Genomic DNA, 16,395 nt, shown 5'->3' on the forward strand with positions numbered 1-16,395 from the left:
CGCGAAAACGATAAGCGCTGATTGCCGGCCTCACACAGCACCTCAGCGCTACCGACAGTGAATGCAAGAGTGTTCGCCAGGGGTATCCGTGCCCGGGATTTGGCGGAACGCACCGTTAATTCTTTCGATGAGTCCGCAGGAAGCGTCCTACATGTCAGAACAGCAAAAATTAACCGTCCTTCTCACGGGTGGCTCAGGCGTACTCGGTGAATCACTGATCGACTGCCTGGCAGAGGACTTTGACCTGGTATGCCTGGCGCGTAAAAGCCGCATTCGCCACCCGCGCGTGGAGGTGCTCAAGGGCGATATATGCAGCCCGCGACTGGGGCTGGACGTCGGCGCTTATGAAGCGCTGCTCAAGCGTGTCGATTGGGTGATCCACGCCGCAGCGGTGACCCGCATGGATGGCGATATCGACCAGATCTTTTCGGTGAACTACCTCGGCACCGAAAACGTCGTGAACTTTGTCCAGCAAGCCAACGTGCCGCTTTACCACATCAGCACCGCCTTCACCCATCCGTGCGACTACTACGAAGGCGTGCAAGCAGAAACGCCTTACGAAGTCGCCAAGCGCCAGGCTGAAACGCTGGTGCGCTCGGCAGGTATCGATGTTTCGATCTTTCGTCCCTCCATCATCATCGGCGACTCGGACAGCGGGCACATGCCCAACTTCCAGGGGTTTCATATGACCATGGGGCTGATGATGTCTGGCGTGCTGCCTATCGTGCCCTGCCCGCCTGCCGGGTATATCGACTTGATCGCCCGTGACGTGGCGGCGCGGGCGATTGCCAACGCGTTGCGCCAGCGCTTGATCGGCGCAGACTACTTTCTCACCAGCGGCCCGCAGGCGCTTGATCTCAACGGTCTGTTGGACCTGATGTGCCAATCCATGGAAGCCCAGGCCCAAGCCTTCACCCGGCCGCGCTGCATGGCGCCGGATATTTATGAGCGGCTGATCCGCCCAGTGTTCCTCCCGGCATTGACCGGCAATATCCAGGCCGCGCTGGGCCGCGCCAACCAGCTGTGTCGCTATGCCTGCCTGCGTACACCACTGCCCACGTCACTCCCTGAGTTGCTCGGCGAACCGGCGTTCAGCGCACGGGATGTCAGCCGTGAGTTATTGCTCTCGCTCAACCACTTGGCGCCCAAGCTGGGCGCGTTGACGCGCATGCTCAAGCAGCCGATGCCAACCGTCGCACAGGCGTCAGTCGCATGAACCCGCTTCTTACCGAACCCGCAGCCGACGCCGCACAGGTCGACCAGTACTTCCGCCAGCACGTGAATTCAGGGTATGCGCGCCTTGCGTCGTTGATGAATTTGCCGATCGAACAGTCCAGCCATGGCGTCTATATCTACGACAGCCAAGGCCGCAAGTACCTGGATGCCGGCGGCTATGGCGTATTTTTCCTCGGCCACGGCCACCCGGTGGTGGTGGCGGCCGTCACCCGGCAACTGCAGCAAAACGCCCTGGCCAGCAAGCTGTTGCTCAACCCGCAACAGGCTTTCGCCGCGCAAGCCCTGGCTGCGCATTGCCCTGGCAACCTGGACTATGTGTTCTTTTGCAACTCAGGTGCCGAGGCCACCGAAGCCGGCCTGAAACTCGCCCGGCTCAACGGCTGCCGCCGCACGCTGTCGACCCTCGGCGGCTTCCACGGCAAGACCCTCGGCGCACTCGCCGTCACCGGCCGCGAAAGCTACCGCGAGCCGTTCAGCGGCCTGCTCAGTGAAAGCACGTTCGTCCCCTTCGGCGACAGCGCCGCGCTGGAACAGCAATTGCGCGCTTCAGCGGACAAGGCCTGTGTGATTCTCGAACCGATCCAGGCCGAAGCGGGTGTGATCCTCGCGCCGCCAGGCTACCTGACACGTGTCCGCGCACTGTGCGACCAGTACGACGCCGTGCTGATCATCGACGAAATCCAGTCCGGCATGGGCCGTACCGGCCATTGGTGGGCATGCGACCAGGAACAGGTGGTGCCCGACATCATGCTGGTGGGCAAAAGCCTGTCCGGTGGCTGCGTGCCGGTCAGTGCCATGGTCGCCAGCGCGGCGATTTACGCGCCGTTCAACCGCAACCCCACGGTGCATACCTCGACCTTCGGCGCCAACCCGCTGGCCATGGCGGCCGTGCAGGCCACGTTGCAAGTGATGGTGCAGGAAGACCTCGTGGAACGTGCCCGGCTGATGGGCCAGGACCTGCACGCCCGCTTCAGCGCGCTGTTGCAGCAGAGGGGCCTGGCCGAGCGCGTCAAGTTGCGCAGTGCCGGCTTGTTGCTGGGCTTTGAATTCAGCGACGCCTCGGTCGCCGCGAACATGGTCATGGCCCTGATCGAACAGCAAATCATTGTGTGCCACTCGCTCAATGACCACCGGGTCGTCAGGCTCACGCCTTCCCCGCTGCTGACAGCCCAGGATTGCAATCGGTTGATCGAGGGGTTCGCCCACGCGCTGACCACCTCAATACCATCCCTTTGATTGGAGTTTCCCCCATGCAAGAAGTCAACGTACTGGCCCATATCCCCAGTGCCTGCGCTGATGAAGTCTTTGCCGTGATCAGCGACTTCAGCAACTACGTCGAGCTGTGCGAGTCGGTGCGCAATATCACGATCAATAAGGTCAGCGACCAGGTGTCGCTCACCTCCTGGGAAGTCAATTTCCACAGCGGCATTCTCAAGTGGCAGGAGCGTGACACGTTCAATGCCCAGACCCGGGAAATCCACTTCGAGCAAATGAGCGGCGATGTCGATCACTTCTCCGGCACTTGGCAAGTGTTGCCGGACGGCAAAGACGCGGTCATCACCTTCGCGTCGCGCTTTGACCTGGGCCTGCCGATGCTCGCCGACATGCTCGACCCCGTGGCCCACAAAGCCATCCGCGACAACATTCACTCGATCATCACCGGTCTGTTCCCGGCGAGTTACTTGAAGGCCTGAACCATGTCCCTTTCACTGTTGAATCGCTCGCGTGCCTTGCTGCACAGCTACGCCCCAGGTTTTGACGAACGCCTGGCGAGCATCGCATTCGCCGAACGCGAAGCGCCGCCTAGCGAAGTCATCGCCCTGTTCAAGCAACAAGGGCCGGTCGGCCTGTTGGTCAACCGCGCCGCGGGCGGGTTGGGCGCGGGCATCCTTGATGCCGTGCATGTGCAGATCGCCCTGGGCGCGCGTTCACCCTCGCTGGCGGTGGCCAGCACCATGCATCAGTTTTCCGTGGCGAGCCTGTTGGCCCTCACCCAGAACGGCGGCGGCGCCGAAGGTTTGCTGTTGGCGGCGGTCGCACAAAAGCGCTTGCTGCTGTCCTCGGGGTTTGCCGAAGGCAACTCGGGCGCCGGCATTCTCGATTCGAACATGCAGGCGCTGCAAACCCCTGAAGGTGTATTGCTCAGCGGCAGCAAAAAGCCCTGCTGCCTCGGGCAGTCGATGGACTTGCTCACCGCCAGCTACACCCGCCAGACCGCCGAGGGCGAAGAGCTGATGGTCGCACTGATTCCGGCGAATGCACCGGGCATCACGCGGTCGCCGTTCTGGCAGAACAGCGCACTGGCCGCCGCCGAAAGCATCGAGGTGCGCCTCAACGAAGTCTTCGTGCCCGAACGCATGTTGTTTTCCGCCGGCTACAAACACCTGTTGGGCGACGTGCAAACCGTCGGTTTCATCTGGTTCGAGCTGTTGATTTGCGCGTCCTACGTGGGGGCCTGCGCCGGTTTGGTCGAGTCTGTGATCGAGGCCGGGCGCTGGACGCCCCATCACCGCGTGGAGCTGGCGGCTCATCTGCAACTGGCGATCAGTGCCCTGGAAGGCGCGGCGCTGGATATCGAACGCAACCCGCAAGACCTGCCGAACGTGCTGGCCCGCCTGCTGCTGGTGCGCTACGGCATCGAACAACTGCTCACCGAGCTTTCGGACCAGGCCCACGCCATGCTCGGTGGGATGGCGTTTATCACCAGCAACCAGAGTTCGAACTGGTTGATGGCCTGCCGTGGCCTGCAGTTTCACCCGCCGGCGAAGATCTCGATGGCGAGCAACCTCGACACCTACTTGTCCCACTCAACCTTCAGCATCGCCGGAGCGCACCCATGAACCTGCTCGGAAAAATCGTCGTGATCACCGGAACCGCGCGCGGCCTCGGTTACGCGGCGGCCTGCACATTGAAAAAACAGGGCGCCACTGTGATCGGCCTGGACATTCTTGCGCCACAAGAGCCCGGGTTGCTGGATGGGTTTTATCAAGTCGACCTGTGTGACCGAACGGCGCTGGCGCAGGTGATTGGCGCCATCAGCACCGACTTCGGCGACATCGATATCCTGGTGAATAACGCCGGCACCCTGACCCTGGAACGTGGTGAAACCGGCGTCACCGACGCAGTCACCCGCGCGGTGGATGTGAACCTGTTCGCGCCATGGCAATTGGTGGCCGGGTTCCTGCCGGGGTTGCTGCGCAAGCGCGGCAAAGTGGTCAACGTGTCGTCGCTGTTTGCCCTGGTGAACGCGCCTTATGTGGCCGCATACGCTGCCAGCAAACGCGCGCTGAGTGCTTATTCGGACGTGCTGCGCATGCAATATCGCGGGCAGCTCGACGTGGTCACCGTGTACCCGGGCTTTATCGACACCGCCATTCACTTGCCCGCCCAGCGCGTGGGTTTGTCGGTCAAGCGCCTGGTGACGTTCATGTGGGGTGACAGGACCCTGCTGTCTCTCGAAGAGAAACTCGATGCCGCCGCCGATGGTCTGGTTCGCGCCTGCCAAAAAGACGGCCTGCGCAACCGCGGGCTGACCTTTATGGGCACGCTGGCCATGTACACCGCGCGTATCGCACCAAGTGTGGTCGACGCCTTTATCGCCCTGCGCCTGCGCACGCTGACCCGCGGCGGGCACCTCGCGCTCAAACCTGAACTGATCGAGTAACGCGTTGCCAATGGCCAGACAACTCCACAGCAAGCCTCAGGTCAGCCTCGATCGCGCCTTGTTCAAGGCCCGGTCGGGTGAGTCCCTGTTGATCATCGGTTACGCCTTGTGCCTCTTCCTGCTGCCCCTCGCGCTGTTTGTGTGGGTGGCGAACACGGCCTCCACCCTGTGGGTGTTGCTGTGCTCGCCCCTTTGCGTGCTGGCCGGGTACGGGTGGTTTCTGCAAGCGATCCTCGGGCATGAAGGTTTCCACTTCAACCTGAGCAGCAGGCCTATGCACAGTTGCTACCTGGGCATTTTCACCAGTTCGTTGCTGCCTGGATTCTGCGTGACCGGTTACTTCGTCGACCATTGGCAACACCATCGCTACAGCAACAGCGAACAGGACCCGGACTATCGGCACTTCTCGCGTTATCGGAGCCTGTTTAGCCGCCTTGCGCTGTCACGGTTGATGGCCACCTCGAACTATCTGCAGGCGACGTTGCGCCTGGCCTTCGGCCCGCCGGTCAGCCCATCGCCCTTGCCTTCGCCTTTGAGCGCAGCCCAGGTGCGACGACTGGCGCGCTGCAATATCGCGTGCCAGGTCGGCTGGTTGAGCGTGTACGCGGTCGCCCTGTGGCAGATCGACGGGCTGCTGCTTGGGTTTGCCTTGAGCCTGGCGGTTGCGTTCCTGCTCTCGGCAGTCAATGCCTATCAGGAACATGCCTTCAGCGAGGGCCATGACCAGCCCCCTGCCCGCTCGCGTACCTCGCGCCTGAGCACCTGGCTGCACGCCGGCGCGAACTTTCACCTGGAGCATCACTTTTATCCAGCGGTGCCGTGCTGGCGCCTGCCCAAGGTCCACCGCCAACTGCTGGACGCGGGGTGGTACGCAGACCGGCAATACCTGCTGGAAACACGCTTCATACCGTCCTTCAAGTACGCCTGCGGTCGCCATCCTTACCGTGGCGACACGCTGAACGACTGAACGGCCCCCTTACTTTTCCCATGGATTTTGGCCTGAACCACCAGGCCGCAGGAGCTGCTATGCCTTTTGATATCGACCGCCACATTGAAACCGAGCGCGCCCAGTTATTCGGCCACCCGCTTTTCGCCAATATCCGCACCGTTGAAGATGTACGCACACTGATGGAATTTCATGTGTTTGCCGTATGGGACTTCATGACCCTGCTCAAGCGCATCCAGCGCGACCTCACCTGTGTGGAGTTGCCATGGGTACCGCCAACGCATATCACGGCGGCGCGCTTGATCAATGAAATCGTGGTCGGCGAAGAAACCGACGAACACCCCGATGGCGGCTTTATCAGCCACCTGGACCTGTACCTGACCGCCATGGATGAAATCGGCGCCGACAGCTCGGTATTCCGCCGTTTCCTCGCTGCCATCCAGGCCAAGGAACCGCTGGCCAAGGCCCTCAGCGACCGCGATATCCCATTGGCGGCCAAAGTGTTCATGTGCCAGACGCTCGATGTGGCGCAACACGGCACCACCGAAGCGGTGCTGGCGTACTTCTTCTTTGGCCGTGAAGACATCATCCCCGACATGTTCGGACGCCTGCTGTCGCAATGGTCGGTCAGCGAAACCGAGGTGCCGATGCTCACCTATTACTTGAAGCGCCACATCGAAATGGATGGCGACGATCACGGCCCGGCCGCTAAACGCATCATCGCTGAAATCGTCACCACCCCTGTGCAGCACCAGCACATGGTCGAAAGCGCCAAGACCGCGATCAAATCGCGCATCGATTTGTGGGATGGCGTGCATCACTTCCTGCAGCACAAAGCGCAACACGCCACGGACCGCCCTGAGTGCCTAAGCCTCGCATGACCACAGGGAGCAGGACATGACCAAAGGTAAATTGATAAAACTGACACTGTGCGGCGTTGTGGTCGGTGGGTTACTGCTGCTCGGCTGGCAGCGTTGGCAGTATTCCAACGCTTACGTGAGTACCGATAACGCCGAGCTCGATGGCGTGATCATTCCGGTGCGCGCCAAGCTCTCGGGCGTGGTGATGAGCGTGCCGGTGACAGACAACGTCACGGTGCAAAGCGGTGATCTGCTGTTTCAGATCCGCGACAGCGAATATCAATACCAGGTCGAGCAGCGTGAGGCGCAATGGCAGGCGTTGCTTGCCGCCGCAGGGCGCGGCGGCGGTCCGGGTGCGTTGGACAGCCAGGTCCTCGGCGCGGTCGCAATGCGCCAGGCGGCGCAAGCGGCGCTGGCACAATCCAGCGCCAATCTGGAGCAGGCGCGCAACGATTACGGGCGCGCCCGCCGCCTGGGCGCGCAAGGGGTGTTGAGCACCCAGGATCTCGAGGTGGCCAAGGCGCGTTTCGACGCCCTGAGCCACGCCCAGGAAGTGGCACGCGGCAATGCCCAGGCTGCCGCGCAAAGCACCTTGGCCAACAAAGCCGAACTGAAAGTGCAGGACTACCGGATCGCGGCGGCGCAAGCCGAACTGGAACAGGCCCGGATCAAGCTGCACGACACTCGTCAAACCGCGCCGGTGCGCAGCATCGTCTCGAAAAAAGAAGTCGAGCCGGGCCAATTCGTGGTCGCCGGGCAGAAGCTATTGAGCCTGATTGCCACCGACCCGCTGTGGATTACCGCCAACTTCAAGGAAACCCAGGTCGGGCGCGTGCGGGTCGGCCAGTTGGCCAAGGTCACTGTGGATGCGTTTCCCGGGCAGGCTTTCGACGGGGTGGTCGAGAGCCTCGCACCGGCTACCGGCGCAAAGTTTTCCCTGCTGCCCCAAGAGAACGCTACCGGCAACTTCACCAAGGTGGTGCAGCGCGTGCAGGTCAGGATTGCCCTCAAAGACGTGCCGGATGACTACAAAGCCTTGTTGAGCCCCGGCATGAGCGCCTTCGTCGAAGTCGCCACGCAACAGCACGGCAGCCACACGTTATGAAGTCGCCGTATCTGATTGCGCTGACCGTGACGCTGGTGTCGATGATGGAGCTGCTCGATGTGACCATCGTCAACGTGGCGATTCCCAGCCTGATGGGCACCTACGGGGCGTCGGTCGATGAAATCTCCTGGGTGTCCACCGGCTACGTGGTGGCCAACGTGGTGATCCTGCCGGTCAGCGGCTGGCTGTCGGCCTGGTTCGGGCGGCGCACTTATTACCTGGTCTCCACGGCGGTGTTCGTGCTGGCATCTGTGGGCTGCGCCTTTTCCGCCGAACTCTGGCAACTGGTGGCGTTCCGCGTACTGCAAGGCTTGGCGGGCGGCGGGTTGCTGGGGATTTCCCAGGCAATCATTTACGACGTATTCCCCAAGGAGAAGGTCAGCAGCGGCATGGCGTTGTACGGCGTTGGCGTGATGATGGGGCCGACGTTGGGCCCCACCGTCGGCGGCTATCTGATCGACACCTTGTCCTGGCACTGGATATTCCTGATCAATCTGCCTATCGGTGCCGTGGCCCTGCTGCTGTGCTGGCTGTGCATCGGCGATTCCGCCAATGAAAGCAAACCCAGCAGCGTCGACTACAGCGGCTTCTGCCTGCTGGCCCTGGGCGTCGGCAGCCTGCAGATCCTGCTGGAGCGCGGCGAGCATTGGGACTGGATGGAATCGAACTGGACGGTTGCCTGCCTGTTGCTCAGCAGCTTCAGCCTGGTGGGGTTCTTCTGGTGGGAACGGCGCGCGACCAACCCGATCGTCAACGTGGCGCTGTTTCAGAACCGCGAGTTTTTGATGGGCTGCATCTGCGCGTTTTGCGTGGGTTTCGGGCTGTACAGCACGTTATTCATGGTGCCGCTGTTTTTGCAGACGTTGCTGGCACAGAGCGCGTACCAGAGCGGGCTGGTGATCTTCCCCGGGGCGGTGGCCAGTGCCATCAGCACCTTGGTGATCGGCAAGCTGTCCCAGGAAAACAAGATCGACGAGCGCGTGTTCGTGACCTTGGGCATCGTCATGTACTGCTATGCGATGTTCCTGCACACCCAGTTCACCCTCGACAGCAACCCGGACACGCTCTATTGGCCCCTGGTGATTCGCGGCCTGGGCCTGGGCATGATCTTCGTACCGCTGACCAACCTGGCCATGCGCCGTCTGCCGCTGACGTTGATCTCGGGCGCCTCGGGCGTGCTCAACCTGATGCGCCAACTGGGCGGCAGCGTCGGCATCGCCATTGCTGCAACCCTGCTCACGCGGTTTTCGTGGGAGCGCTATCGCCTGCTGTCCGAGCATGTGACCGAGTCCAGCCTGGTTGCCAGCGGCTGGGGCGGCGTGGAATCCAACCCGCTGTTTCTGTCCCTGAACCTTGCAAGCCATCAACAAGCCTTGGCGCTGATGCCTTACCTGCAAGCGCGTGAACAAGCGCAAATGCTGGCCTTCAGCATGCTGTTCGGCACATTGGGCGCGGTCATGGCCATCGGCATTCCCATGGTGCTGATGATGCGCAGAAGCACCCTCAGCCGATAACTTCTCCAGTGGAGCACATCCCCTTGCGTATTCCAGGGCTGCATCTCGACCCGATCACACTGCTCACTTTCCTGTGCGGCCTCAGCCTCGCCTGCTGCCCGGCCAATGCGGCGGCGGAAGACTTGTACCAGCTGTACCAGAAGGCGCTGACCCACGACATGAAGTTCGCCGCCGCGCAGGCGCAACAATTGGCCACCGCGGAAAAAGAACCGCAAAGCCGTGCCAACCTGTTACCGGACCTGTCGGTCACCGGCGGCGCGGCGTGGGTCGATGCCGAGGATTCGTCCGACTACCATCGCAACCGCAATAACACCAACGCCTATGCCGTGGTTCTCACCCAACCGCTGTTGCGCTGGCAGAGTGTGGTTGCCCACGACCAAAGCAAACTGATGATCAGCGCCAGCGAGGTGCAGACCGAACAGGCGCGCCAGGACCTGATGCTGCGTGTCGCCCGCGCCTACTTCGACGTACTGCTTAACCAGGAACTGCTGAACACCCGCACGCAACAGTTGCAAACCCTGCAGGAGAGCCAGGACCGCACCCGGCGTTTGTTGGCCGACGGCGCCAGCACCCACAACGCGCTCGAACAGGTTCAGGCCAAATACGACCAGGCCTTCGCCGAGCAAATCGCCGCACGCGGCGCGCTGGATATCGCCACCGAAGCCCTCACCCAATTGACCGCCGCCCAGGCGCGCCCATGGTCGGGCAAGGAGCCACAATTCAGCACTCCGGTGCCCGCCGCGATCGGCGCCTGGGCCACCACCGCGCAACAAGGCAACCTCGCCGTGCAGCGGGCGCAGATTGCCCAGCGCCTGGCCGAAATGGACATCGACAAGGAACAAGCCGGCCACTTGCCGACCCTTGACCTGATCGCCGCCCATGGCCGTTTTGCCTCGGTCGGCGGCGATGTGTACGACGTCACCCTGCCGGAGAATCGTTATAACCAGACGGTGGTCGGGGTCAAACTGAGCGTGCCACTGTATGGCGGCGGCCGTACCAGCAGCCGCGTGCGCGAAGCCCATGCGTTGCAGAGCAAAGCCCTGGATGAACTCGAAGATGCGCGCCGCAGCGCCGGGCTGATGGCCCGCCAGGCCTACCTGCAAGTGACCAGCGGCATGAGCCAATACCAGGCGCTCAAGCAGGCGCTGAAATCCAGCCAGGTCAACCTCACGTCGGTGACCCACGGCTTCGAGGCCGGTGCGCGCATCAACACGGAGGTGCTGGACGCACAGCAGAAAGTCACGGACACCCAGCAACGTTTGGCCCAGCAACGCTACGCGATTCTGCTCGCGCAGCTCAACCTGCTGGCGTCGACGGGGAACCTGAACGACGTGCGTCTGCGTGAGGTCAGTCGCCTGCTCGATTGAACCCGGTGCGCGCCCCATTCAGCCCATGTACCTGAGCCATTGAATTCAGGGTTCGATAATCGAACAGGTTCCCGCTTCTGCCGTTCAAGTTCACTGAGTGAATGCGGATAGCACGATCACTATTACTTAAGTGGTCTGCGGAGTATGCCCATGTTTGCCCATCTGAAAATTCGCACCGGGATGATCGGGGTGCTGCTGCTGTTCGTTATTGCACTGTTGTTCTCGACCCTGAACGGCTGGCGGTCGGCGGTACGCAGTCACGAGCACATTGACGAGTTGGGGCGTACCTCGCGACAAATCGACGGGATCAACAACGCGTTGCTGCTGGCAATCCGTACCAGCGCCAACGTGTCCTCGGCGTTCATCGAGACCGTCGGCGGGCGTTTCGACGACGCGGAAGCCCGGCTGGTGCGCAGTGAGGCGATCTGGAGTGACGCCATCGCCAAGGTCAATGCCTCGACCACAGACTTGCGTGACCCGCAGTTGAAGGCCCTCGCCGAAGATCTCAAGCGTGCGTTCGCCGTATACGGCACGGCCATCGTCGGACAACGCGCCGCCACGCGCGCGCGCTCCGCCGAAGAGTATTTTCAAGTCAACATCGATGCCGGCAACAGCATGACCAAGCTTCAGGAGATTCGCGTGAAGCTGGTCGGCGCGTTGGATGCCCGTGCCCAGGAGATCAACACGGAGGCGGCTGCGCGGCTGCAGACTTCGCAAACCCTGGCCATTGCCTTGATCCTGCTGACCCTGGCACTCGCTGTCGTCTGCTGGGTATTCATCTCGGGCACCGTCCTGCGCCCATTGCGCGCGGCCGGCGAGCACTTCAAGCGTATTGCCGGGGGCGATCTGACCCGCGAAGTCGTCTCGCCTGGCCGCAACGAAATTGGCGAATTGTTCCTTGAACTGCAACGCATGCAGGCCAGCCAGCGTGAAACACTGATCCAGATCGCTGACTCAGCAACGCAGTTGGCCTCAGCCGCTGAAGAACTCAACGCCGTCACCGAAGAAAGCAACCGTGGCCTCCAGCAGCAGGACATGCAGCTGGAACAGGCCGCGACCGCGGTGAACCAGATGACCAGTGCGGTCGAAGAGGTGGCGCGCAACGCGGTGTCGACTTCGCAAGCGGCCACCGCCTCCAATACGATGTCGGAAAAGAGCCGTCAGCAGGTACGCGAAAACATCAGCGGCACGCAATCGATGACCGCCGAAATTCACGGCAGCGCCGAGCGTATCCAGCACCTCGCCAATGAAGTGCGCAACATCGGCAAGGTGCTCGACGTGATCCGGGCCGTCTCGGAGCAGACCAACCTGCTGGCCCTCAACGCGGCGATCGAAGCGGCCCGAGCCGGTGAAGCCGGTCGGGGGTTTGCTGTCGTGGCCGACGAGGTACGCACCCTCGCCTACCGCACCCAGGAATCGACCCGCGAGATCGAACAGATGATTGCCAGCGTGCAGAGCACTGCCGAACACGCGGTGGATTCGATGCGCAGCAGCACGGCGCGGGCGCAAGGCACGCTGGAAATCACGCAGGCGTCGGGGGTGGTGCTGGAGGATATCTTCGCGGCCATCGGCCAGATCAACGAGCGCAACCTGGTGATTGCCAGCGCCGCCGAAGAACAGGCCCTGGTTGCCCGTGAGGTCGACAGCAACCTGTTGGCGATCCGCGACCTGTCGGCGCAATCCGCGGCGGGCGCCTTGCAGACCAACGCAGCGAGCCATGCGCTGTCACGCTTGGCTGCGGAGCTGAGCGGGCTGGTGGGAGGCTTTCGGACTTGATCCTTGGCGTAAGACACACGCCGGCTTAGGGCATGCACGCAGCGGCTTTGTCGGAACCTGGACTTTTCACGACGACTGTCCGCAACGCACGTCCCGAATACTTGACAGAAACTGTCTGGTTTGACGGTTGGATCGCAGACAGACGACGCGACATGTTGAGGGCGCCGTTGCCGCAAGCTGCCTCATCTTGGCACGCGCCGATTTACGGGTAGTCCACATGAAGTTGAAAAGCGCTAGAAGGTTCTTTACCTGCTCTGGGCAATCCTCTGGAAGGTCGGGGCGAGTGCTACCACGCTGGGTCAAAGTTCTAAGAAACACACGCCAAAACCGAAGTACCGGCGACCGATCAATCCATATTAAGAGGTCGGCTCTGGCAATACGGTTATCCCAGGTGGCCGAATGGCCACCTTCAAAAATCCACTGATCGCGAGCCTCGGCCTCGTGACAAAGGCGAGTCTTCTCATCAGTGTTTCGCTCAACCCATCCCGGTTGCCAATGGATCGTGTCGATATGGATGACCGGAAGACCTGTGTGCTTGCCCATCGCCCGAGCCAGCGTACTTTTTCCTGACCCTGGTTGGCCAATAATCATGACACGCTGCATAGGAGCCCCTGCGCATTGAACATCCTGATCATACTGAGCGACGCTGCCCCTCATTGGAACACTTCACAATCGAATCGTGTTGATTAGTGCTACGCAACGACGGGTGAAGTTCCAGGCGATAGGCGAGAGTAGAAAGACCGCGACAAGAAACGCCACCTGGGACAGGTAGAACGGCTCCAGCCACTGCTGGTTCAATGCGACGTAATAGGTGTTATGGGCGACGTCAGCCAGAATGATTGCTGCTGTAAGGATGATGCCCACCCTTGGTTTTATGAAAAGGAGCAGTGCCGCCAGCGGGTCAAAAAACGTAAGCGCCCCCCAGAAAATACGGCTAGCCCAATAGGCGCTGGCCCCGTATCCGTAGTCCCAGAGCAACCCATGCTGAAAATCTGCTCGAATGTGATTGGTGGTTGCGACCAAAAGGCAACAGGCGAACAAAACTCGGATGGCGAATGACGACCGTGGCATAGCTGGATCTGCTTTCGTGAAGTAATCCTATGATAACGGGATCAACCAACGTCGCAGCAATGTAAACGTATGGCAAACCCGTCTTGACCAGACGACTTTGGGCCGTGCGACAATTGGTTGCATATCGTTGGGCAAGAAATGTAGGTTGTACCGTCAACATAAATACGTCGTTTAACTGGAGCTACATGGACGAGCTAAGAGTTTTCAGCAACACTCACTGGATAGTGACTCATCGGCGAGATTCACGTTACGACGGGTATTTGATAATTTCATCTGAAGAGACGGCTTCAGATCTCAGCGATTTGAGCGACGAAGCCATGTCATCTCTCGGTTTGGTGATGAAAACCTCGGAGCGTCTGCTGGCAAAGGTGTATTCCCCTTACAAAGTAATGTTCTACAAATTGGGATTTTCTCCTGACTTCAGCGCACATTTTCATGTCGTTCCAGTCTCGGAAGACTTGCTCGCAGAGATATCAAAACACCCCGGTTATTCCGACAATCCTGACGGTAACGACGCAATTGTTTTTCTAAGTCGAGAGTACTGTGAAAGACCTCTTACCGTTGGCGAAGCAGAAAAACAGCTCTCGGCGGTTCATTTGCTCAGGGCCTTTCTGTGACTAAGATACTTTCGCGCGGTTAAGCGGATACCCACTTGTGCGGTGGCAGTTCTTCAATCTCACTCGCCCGCTGCGTCGGCAGGCGCGTTAGAATATCCCTCAAATACGCGTATGGACCATGCCCATTCAACCGCGCAGTAAGCGTTTGGCCAACTCTCCTGGAGTAGTTGGGGTATTGCGCAGACTCTCCCATCCAATTGCATGGAATTGACATAAGTGTCCATTCAACACACATGTTGCGTGGTTAAACGCGCGCCTACTTAACTGTTGACTCTGATAGGAATAGGCAATGCTCTAAGACAAACCGGCATAGGTGACCGAGTTTTCGATAGATATCATGGCCTCGTCCCTACTTATTGGAAGTCGCCATGAACAGCAGAAAAACCATATTCATCACGGGGGTGAGCAGTGGCTTCGGCAACGCGCTGGCGCAAGAAGCTCTTGCAGCGGGCCACCGCGTCATAGGTACCGTGCGTAGTGAAGCCGCCTTGCGCGCCTTTCAGGCGCTCTCGGTGGATCATGCTCATGGGGTGATTCTGGATATCACTGACTTCGCCCGGATCGACAGCGTAGTAGCTGCTATTGAAGCAACCCACGGCCCAGTCGACGTGTTGGTCAACAACGCCGGCTACGGTCATGAGGGCATCTTTGAAGAGTCGCCGCTGGAGGAAATGCGTCGCCAATTCGACGTCAACGTGTTCGGCGCGGTAGCGGTGACCAAGGCTTTCGTGCCTTATTTTCGCAAGCGTCGCACTGGTCATATTCTTAATATCACTTCTATGGGCGGCACCATCACGATGCCGGGCATCGCGTACTACTGCGGGAGCAAGTTTGCTCTCGAAGGTATCTCCGATACGCTGAGCAAAGAACTGCTACCTTTCAACATCTTCGTGACCGCCGTGGCACCTGGTTCGTTTCGCACTGACTGGGCCGGTCGTTCGATGCAGCGCACCCCACGAAGCATTGCTGACTATGACGCCAGTTTCGACCCGGTACGTAAGGCCCGCGAAGAACAGAGCGGCAAACAGCTTGGCGACCCGCGAAAAGCGGCGCAAGCGATGTTGCAGGTTATTGCCAGCCCGACACCACCGGCACACTTATTATTGGGCAGTGACGCGTTGGGGCTGGTACGTGACAAGCTGAATCGCACGGCCAGGGAGATTGATCAATGGGAAGCGCTGACCCTTACCACCGACGGTTGAGCGGCCAGCAGAGGGGACATCAATGAATCGGGCCGACTCAGGCACCTCGCGCATGGTGCATTTGATGGAAACCCTCGCGCCGGTCGAGGGCTACAACCTCAGCACGCTAGAGGATATCCGCTTTTTGCGTTCGAATCGGCCACTGACTCGCACTCCGGTGCTGTATGACCCGGGTATCGTGATCCTGTGCCAAGGGCGCAAACGTGGCTATCTGGGCGATGACGTATACGTTTATGACGCCCAGCACTATCTAGTGGTGTCCGTCCCAGTTCCTTTCACCATGGAGACCGATGCCAGCGAGGCGCAGCCAATGCTGGCGGTCTACATGCGCCTCGACTTACAAATGGCCAGCGAGTTGATACTGCAAATGGATGAAGCTCTCGGGCCAAGTGATGCCCAGCCCAAGGGCATGTATGCCTCGCCAATGGACGATTTGCTGCGCGCCTCGACGCTACGCTTTCTTGAGGCGATGAGCAGTCCGGGCGAAGCGCAAATACTTGGGCCGTCGCTGGTGCGGGAGATCTACTACCGCATCCTAACCGGCGAGCAAGGTGGCTCGATGCGCGCCGCGCTCAATCGCCAGGGTCACTTTGGTAAGGTCACTCGTGCGATCCGCAAGATCCATAGTTGCTACCAGGAGCGCCTGGATGTGGTGTCCCTTGCCCAAGAAGCGAGCATGAGCGTGCCCAACTTTCATCTGCACTTTCGCAGCGTGACGGACTCGTCGCCGATGCAATACCTGAAGTCGACGCGCTTGCACCAGGCGCGATTACTGATGCTACGCAACGCTATGACCGCTTCGACGGCGGCGTTCAATGTAGGCTACGAAAGCGCCTCGCAATTCAGCCGCGAATTCAAACGTTTCTTTGGGCGCACGCCCCAGGCAGAGATCGAATGGATGAAGGCGACCTACGCACTGCCTGCGCCGCCCACGCCATCTATGTACGTCTCGTCACATTAGCGATGAGCCGACCCGCTGCTCCGGCAACCCCAGTACCAGCGCTGTCCGCACCTGCCCAACATACTTTGGGCGGTTG

At 60.4% G+C, this 16,395-nt stretch carries 16 protein-coding genes and 1 pseudogene; 14 read left to right on the forward strand and 3 right to left on the reverse strand.

The window, feature by feature from the left end:
* Positions 1-151 precede the first annotated feature (151 nt).
* From RGV59_RS21045 to RGV59_RS21095, 11 genes are all read left to right on the forward strand, one after another.
* Complete coding sequence (locus RGV59_RS21045) at positions 152-1,216, forward strand: SDR family oxidoreductase (protein WP_017849078.1); 1,065 nt, start codon at positions 152-154, stop codon at positions 1,214-1,216.
* The gene (locus tag RGV59_RS21050; RefSeq protein ID WP_046489540.1) at positions 1,213-2,472 is read left to right on the forward strand and encodes an aspartate aminotransferase family protein; all 1,260 of its coding nucleotides are present in this window, start codon (positions 1,213-1,215) and stop codon (positions 2,470-2,472) included. Before RGV59_RS21045 ends, RGV59_RS21050 begins: the two co-directional genes overlap by 4 nt.
* 14 nt (positions 2,473-2,486) lie before the next feature.
* Positions 2,487-2,930: a type II toxin-antitoxin system RatA family toxin gene (locus tag RGV59_RS21055; RefSeq protein ID WP_126585254.1), complete on the forward strand. Its 444-nt coding sequence runs from the start codon at positions 2,487-2,489 to the stop codon at positions 2,928-2,930.
* A gap of 3 nt (positions 2,931-2,933) precedes the next feature.
* Positions 2,934-4,076, forward strand: coding sequence for an acyl-CoA dehydrogenase family protein (locus RGV59_RS21060; RefSeq protein ID WP_126585255.1), 1,143 nt, complete (start codon positions 2,934-2,936; stop codon positions 4,074-4,076).
* Positions 4,073-4,900, forward strand: coding sequence for an SDR family NAD(P)-dependent oxidoreductase (locus RGV59_RS21065; RefSeq protein ID WP_017849074.1), 828 nt, complete (start codon positions 4,073-4,075; stop codon positions 4,898-4,900). The genes RGV59_RS21060 and RGV59_RS21065 overlap by 4 nt, the downstream gene beginning before the upstream one ends.
* A gap of 10 nt (positions 4,901-4,910) precedes the next feature.
* Complete coding sequence (locus tag RGV59_RS21070) at positions 4,911-5,867, forward strand: fatty acid desaturase (protein ID WP_126585256.1); 957 nt, start codon at positions 4,911-4,913, stop codon at positions 5,865-5,867.
* A gap of 59 nt (positions 5,868-5,926) precedes the next feature.
* The gene (locus RGV59_RS21075; protein WP_017849072.1) at positions 5,927-6,727 is read left to right on the forward strand and encodes a DUF3050 domain-containing protein; all 801 of its coding nucleotides are present in this window, start codon (positions 5,927-5,929) and stop codon (positions 6,725-6,727) included.
* Positions 6,728-6,743: 16 nt separating this feature from the next.
* Positions 6,744-7,811: an HlyD family secretion protein gene (locus RGV59_RS21080; protein WP_017849071.1), complete on the forward strand. Its 1,068-nt coding sequence runs from the start codon at positions 6,744-6,746 to the stop codon at positions 7,809-7,811.
* Positions 7,808-9,325: a DHA2 family efflux MFS transporter permease subunit gene (locus RGV59_RS21085; protein ID WP_046489551.1), complete on the forward strand. Its 1,518-nt coding sequence runs from the start codon at positions 7,808-7,810 to the stop codon at positions 9,323-9,325. Before RGV59_RS21080 ends, RGV59_RS21085 begins: the two co-directional genes overlap by 4 nt.
* Positions 9,326-9,348: 23 nt before the next feature.
* Complete coding sequence (locus RGV59_RS21090; RefSeq protein ID WP_126585257.1) at positions 9,349-10,692, forward strand: TolC family outer membrane protein; 1,344 nt, start codon at positions 9,349-9,351, stop codon at positions 10,690-10,692.
* A gap of 150 nt (positions 10,693-10,842) precedes the next feature.
* Positions 10,843-12,468 (forward strand): methyl-accepting chemotaxis protein, encoded by a 1,626-nt coding sequence (locus tag RGV59_RS21095; RefSeq protein WP_126585258.1) that lies wholly within the window; start codon positions 10,843-10,845, stop codon positions 12,466-12,468.
* Positions 12,469-12,534: 66 nt separating this feature from the next.
* Here RGV59_RS21095 and RGV59_RS21100 read toward each other — a convergent pair whose 3' ends face one another.
* Together RGV59_RS21100 and RGV59_RS21105 are read right to left on the reverse strand one after the other, a co-directional pair.
* Positions 12,535-13,071, reverse strand: a complete 537-nt coding sequence (locus tag RGV59_RS21100) for an AAA family ATPase (protein ID WP_126585259.1) — start codon at positions 13,069-13,071, stop codon at positions 12,535-12,537.
* Positions 13,072-13,134: 63 nt separating this feature from the next.
* Entirely contained in the window at positions 13,135-13,539 is a 405-nt protein-coding gene (locus RGV59_RS21105; protein WP_102618228.1) for a hypothetical protein, read from the reverse strand.
* Between the two features lie 185 nt (positions 13,540-13,724).
* On the opposite strand from RGV59_RS21105, the gene RGV59_RS21110 reads away from it, so the two are divergent.
* Positions 13,725-14,156, forward strand: coding sequence for a hypothetical protein (locus tag RGV59_RS21110; protein WP_126585260.1), 432 nt, complete (start codon positions 13,725-13,727; stop codon positions 14,154-14,156).
* A gap of 19 nt (positions 14,157-14,175) precedes the next feature.
* Here the strand turns inward: RGV59_RS21110 and RGV59_RS21115 are convergent.
* Positions 14,176-14,295: pseudogene (locus tag RGV59_RS21115) on the reverse strand (transposase domain-containing protein); the annotation flags it as partial.
* Between the two features lie 229 nt (positions 14,296-14,524).
* On the opposite strand from RGV59_RS21115, the gene RGV59_RS21120 reads away from it, so the two are divergent.
* Entirely contained in the window at positions 14,525-15,358 is an 834-nt protein-coding gene (locus RGV59_RS21120; RefSeq protein WP_102618226.1) for an oxidoreductase, read from the forward strand.
* Between the two features lie 22 nt (positions 15,359-15,380).
* Positions 15,381-16,319 carry an AraC family transcriptional regulator gene (locus tag RGV59_RS21125; protein ID WP_102618225.1) on the forward strand — a complete coding sequence of 313 codons (939 nt, stop codon included), beginning with the start codon at positions 15,381-15,383 and terminating at the stop codon, positions 16,317-16,319.
* Positions 16,320-16,395 lie beyond the last annotated feature (76 nt).

Origin of the sequence: Pseudomonas sp. FG1, assembly GCF_034313875.1 — a bacterium.
GTDB lineage: Bacteria > Pseudomonadota > Gammaproteobacteria > Pseudomonadales > Pseudomonadaceae > Aquipseudomonas > Aquipseudomonas veronii.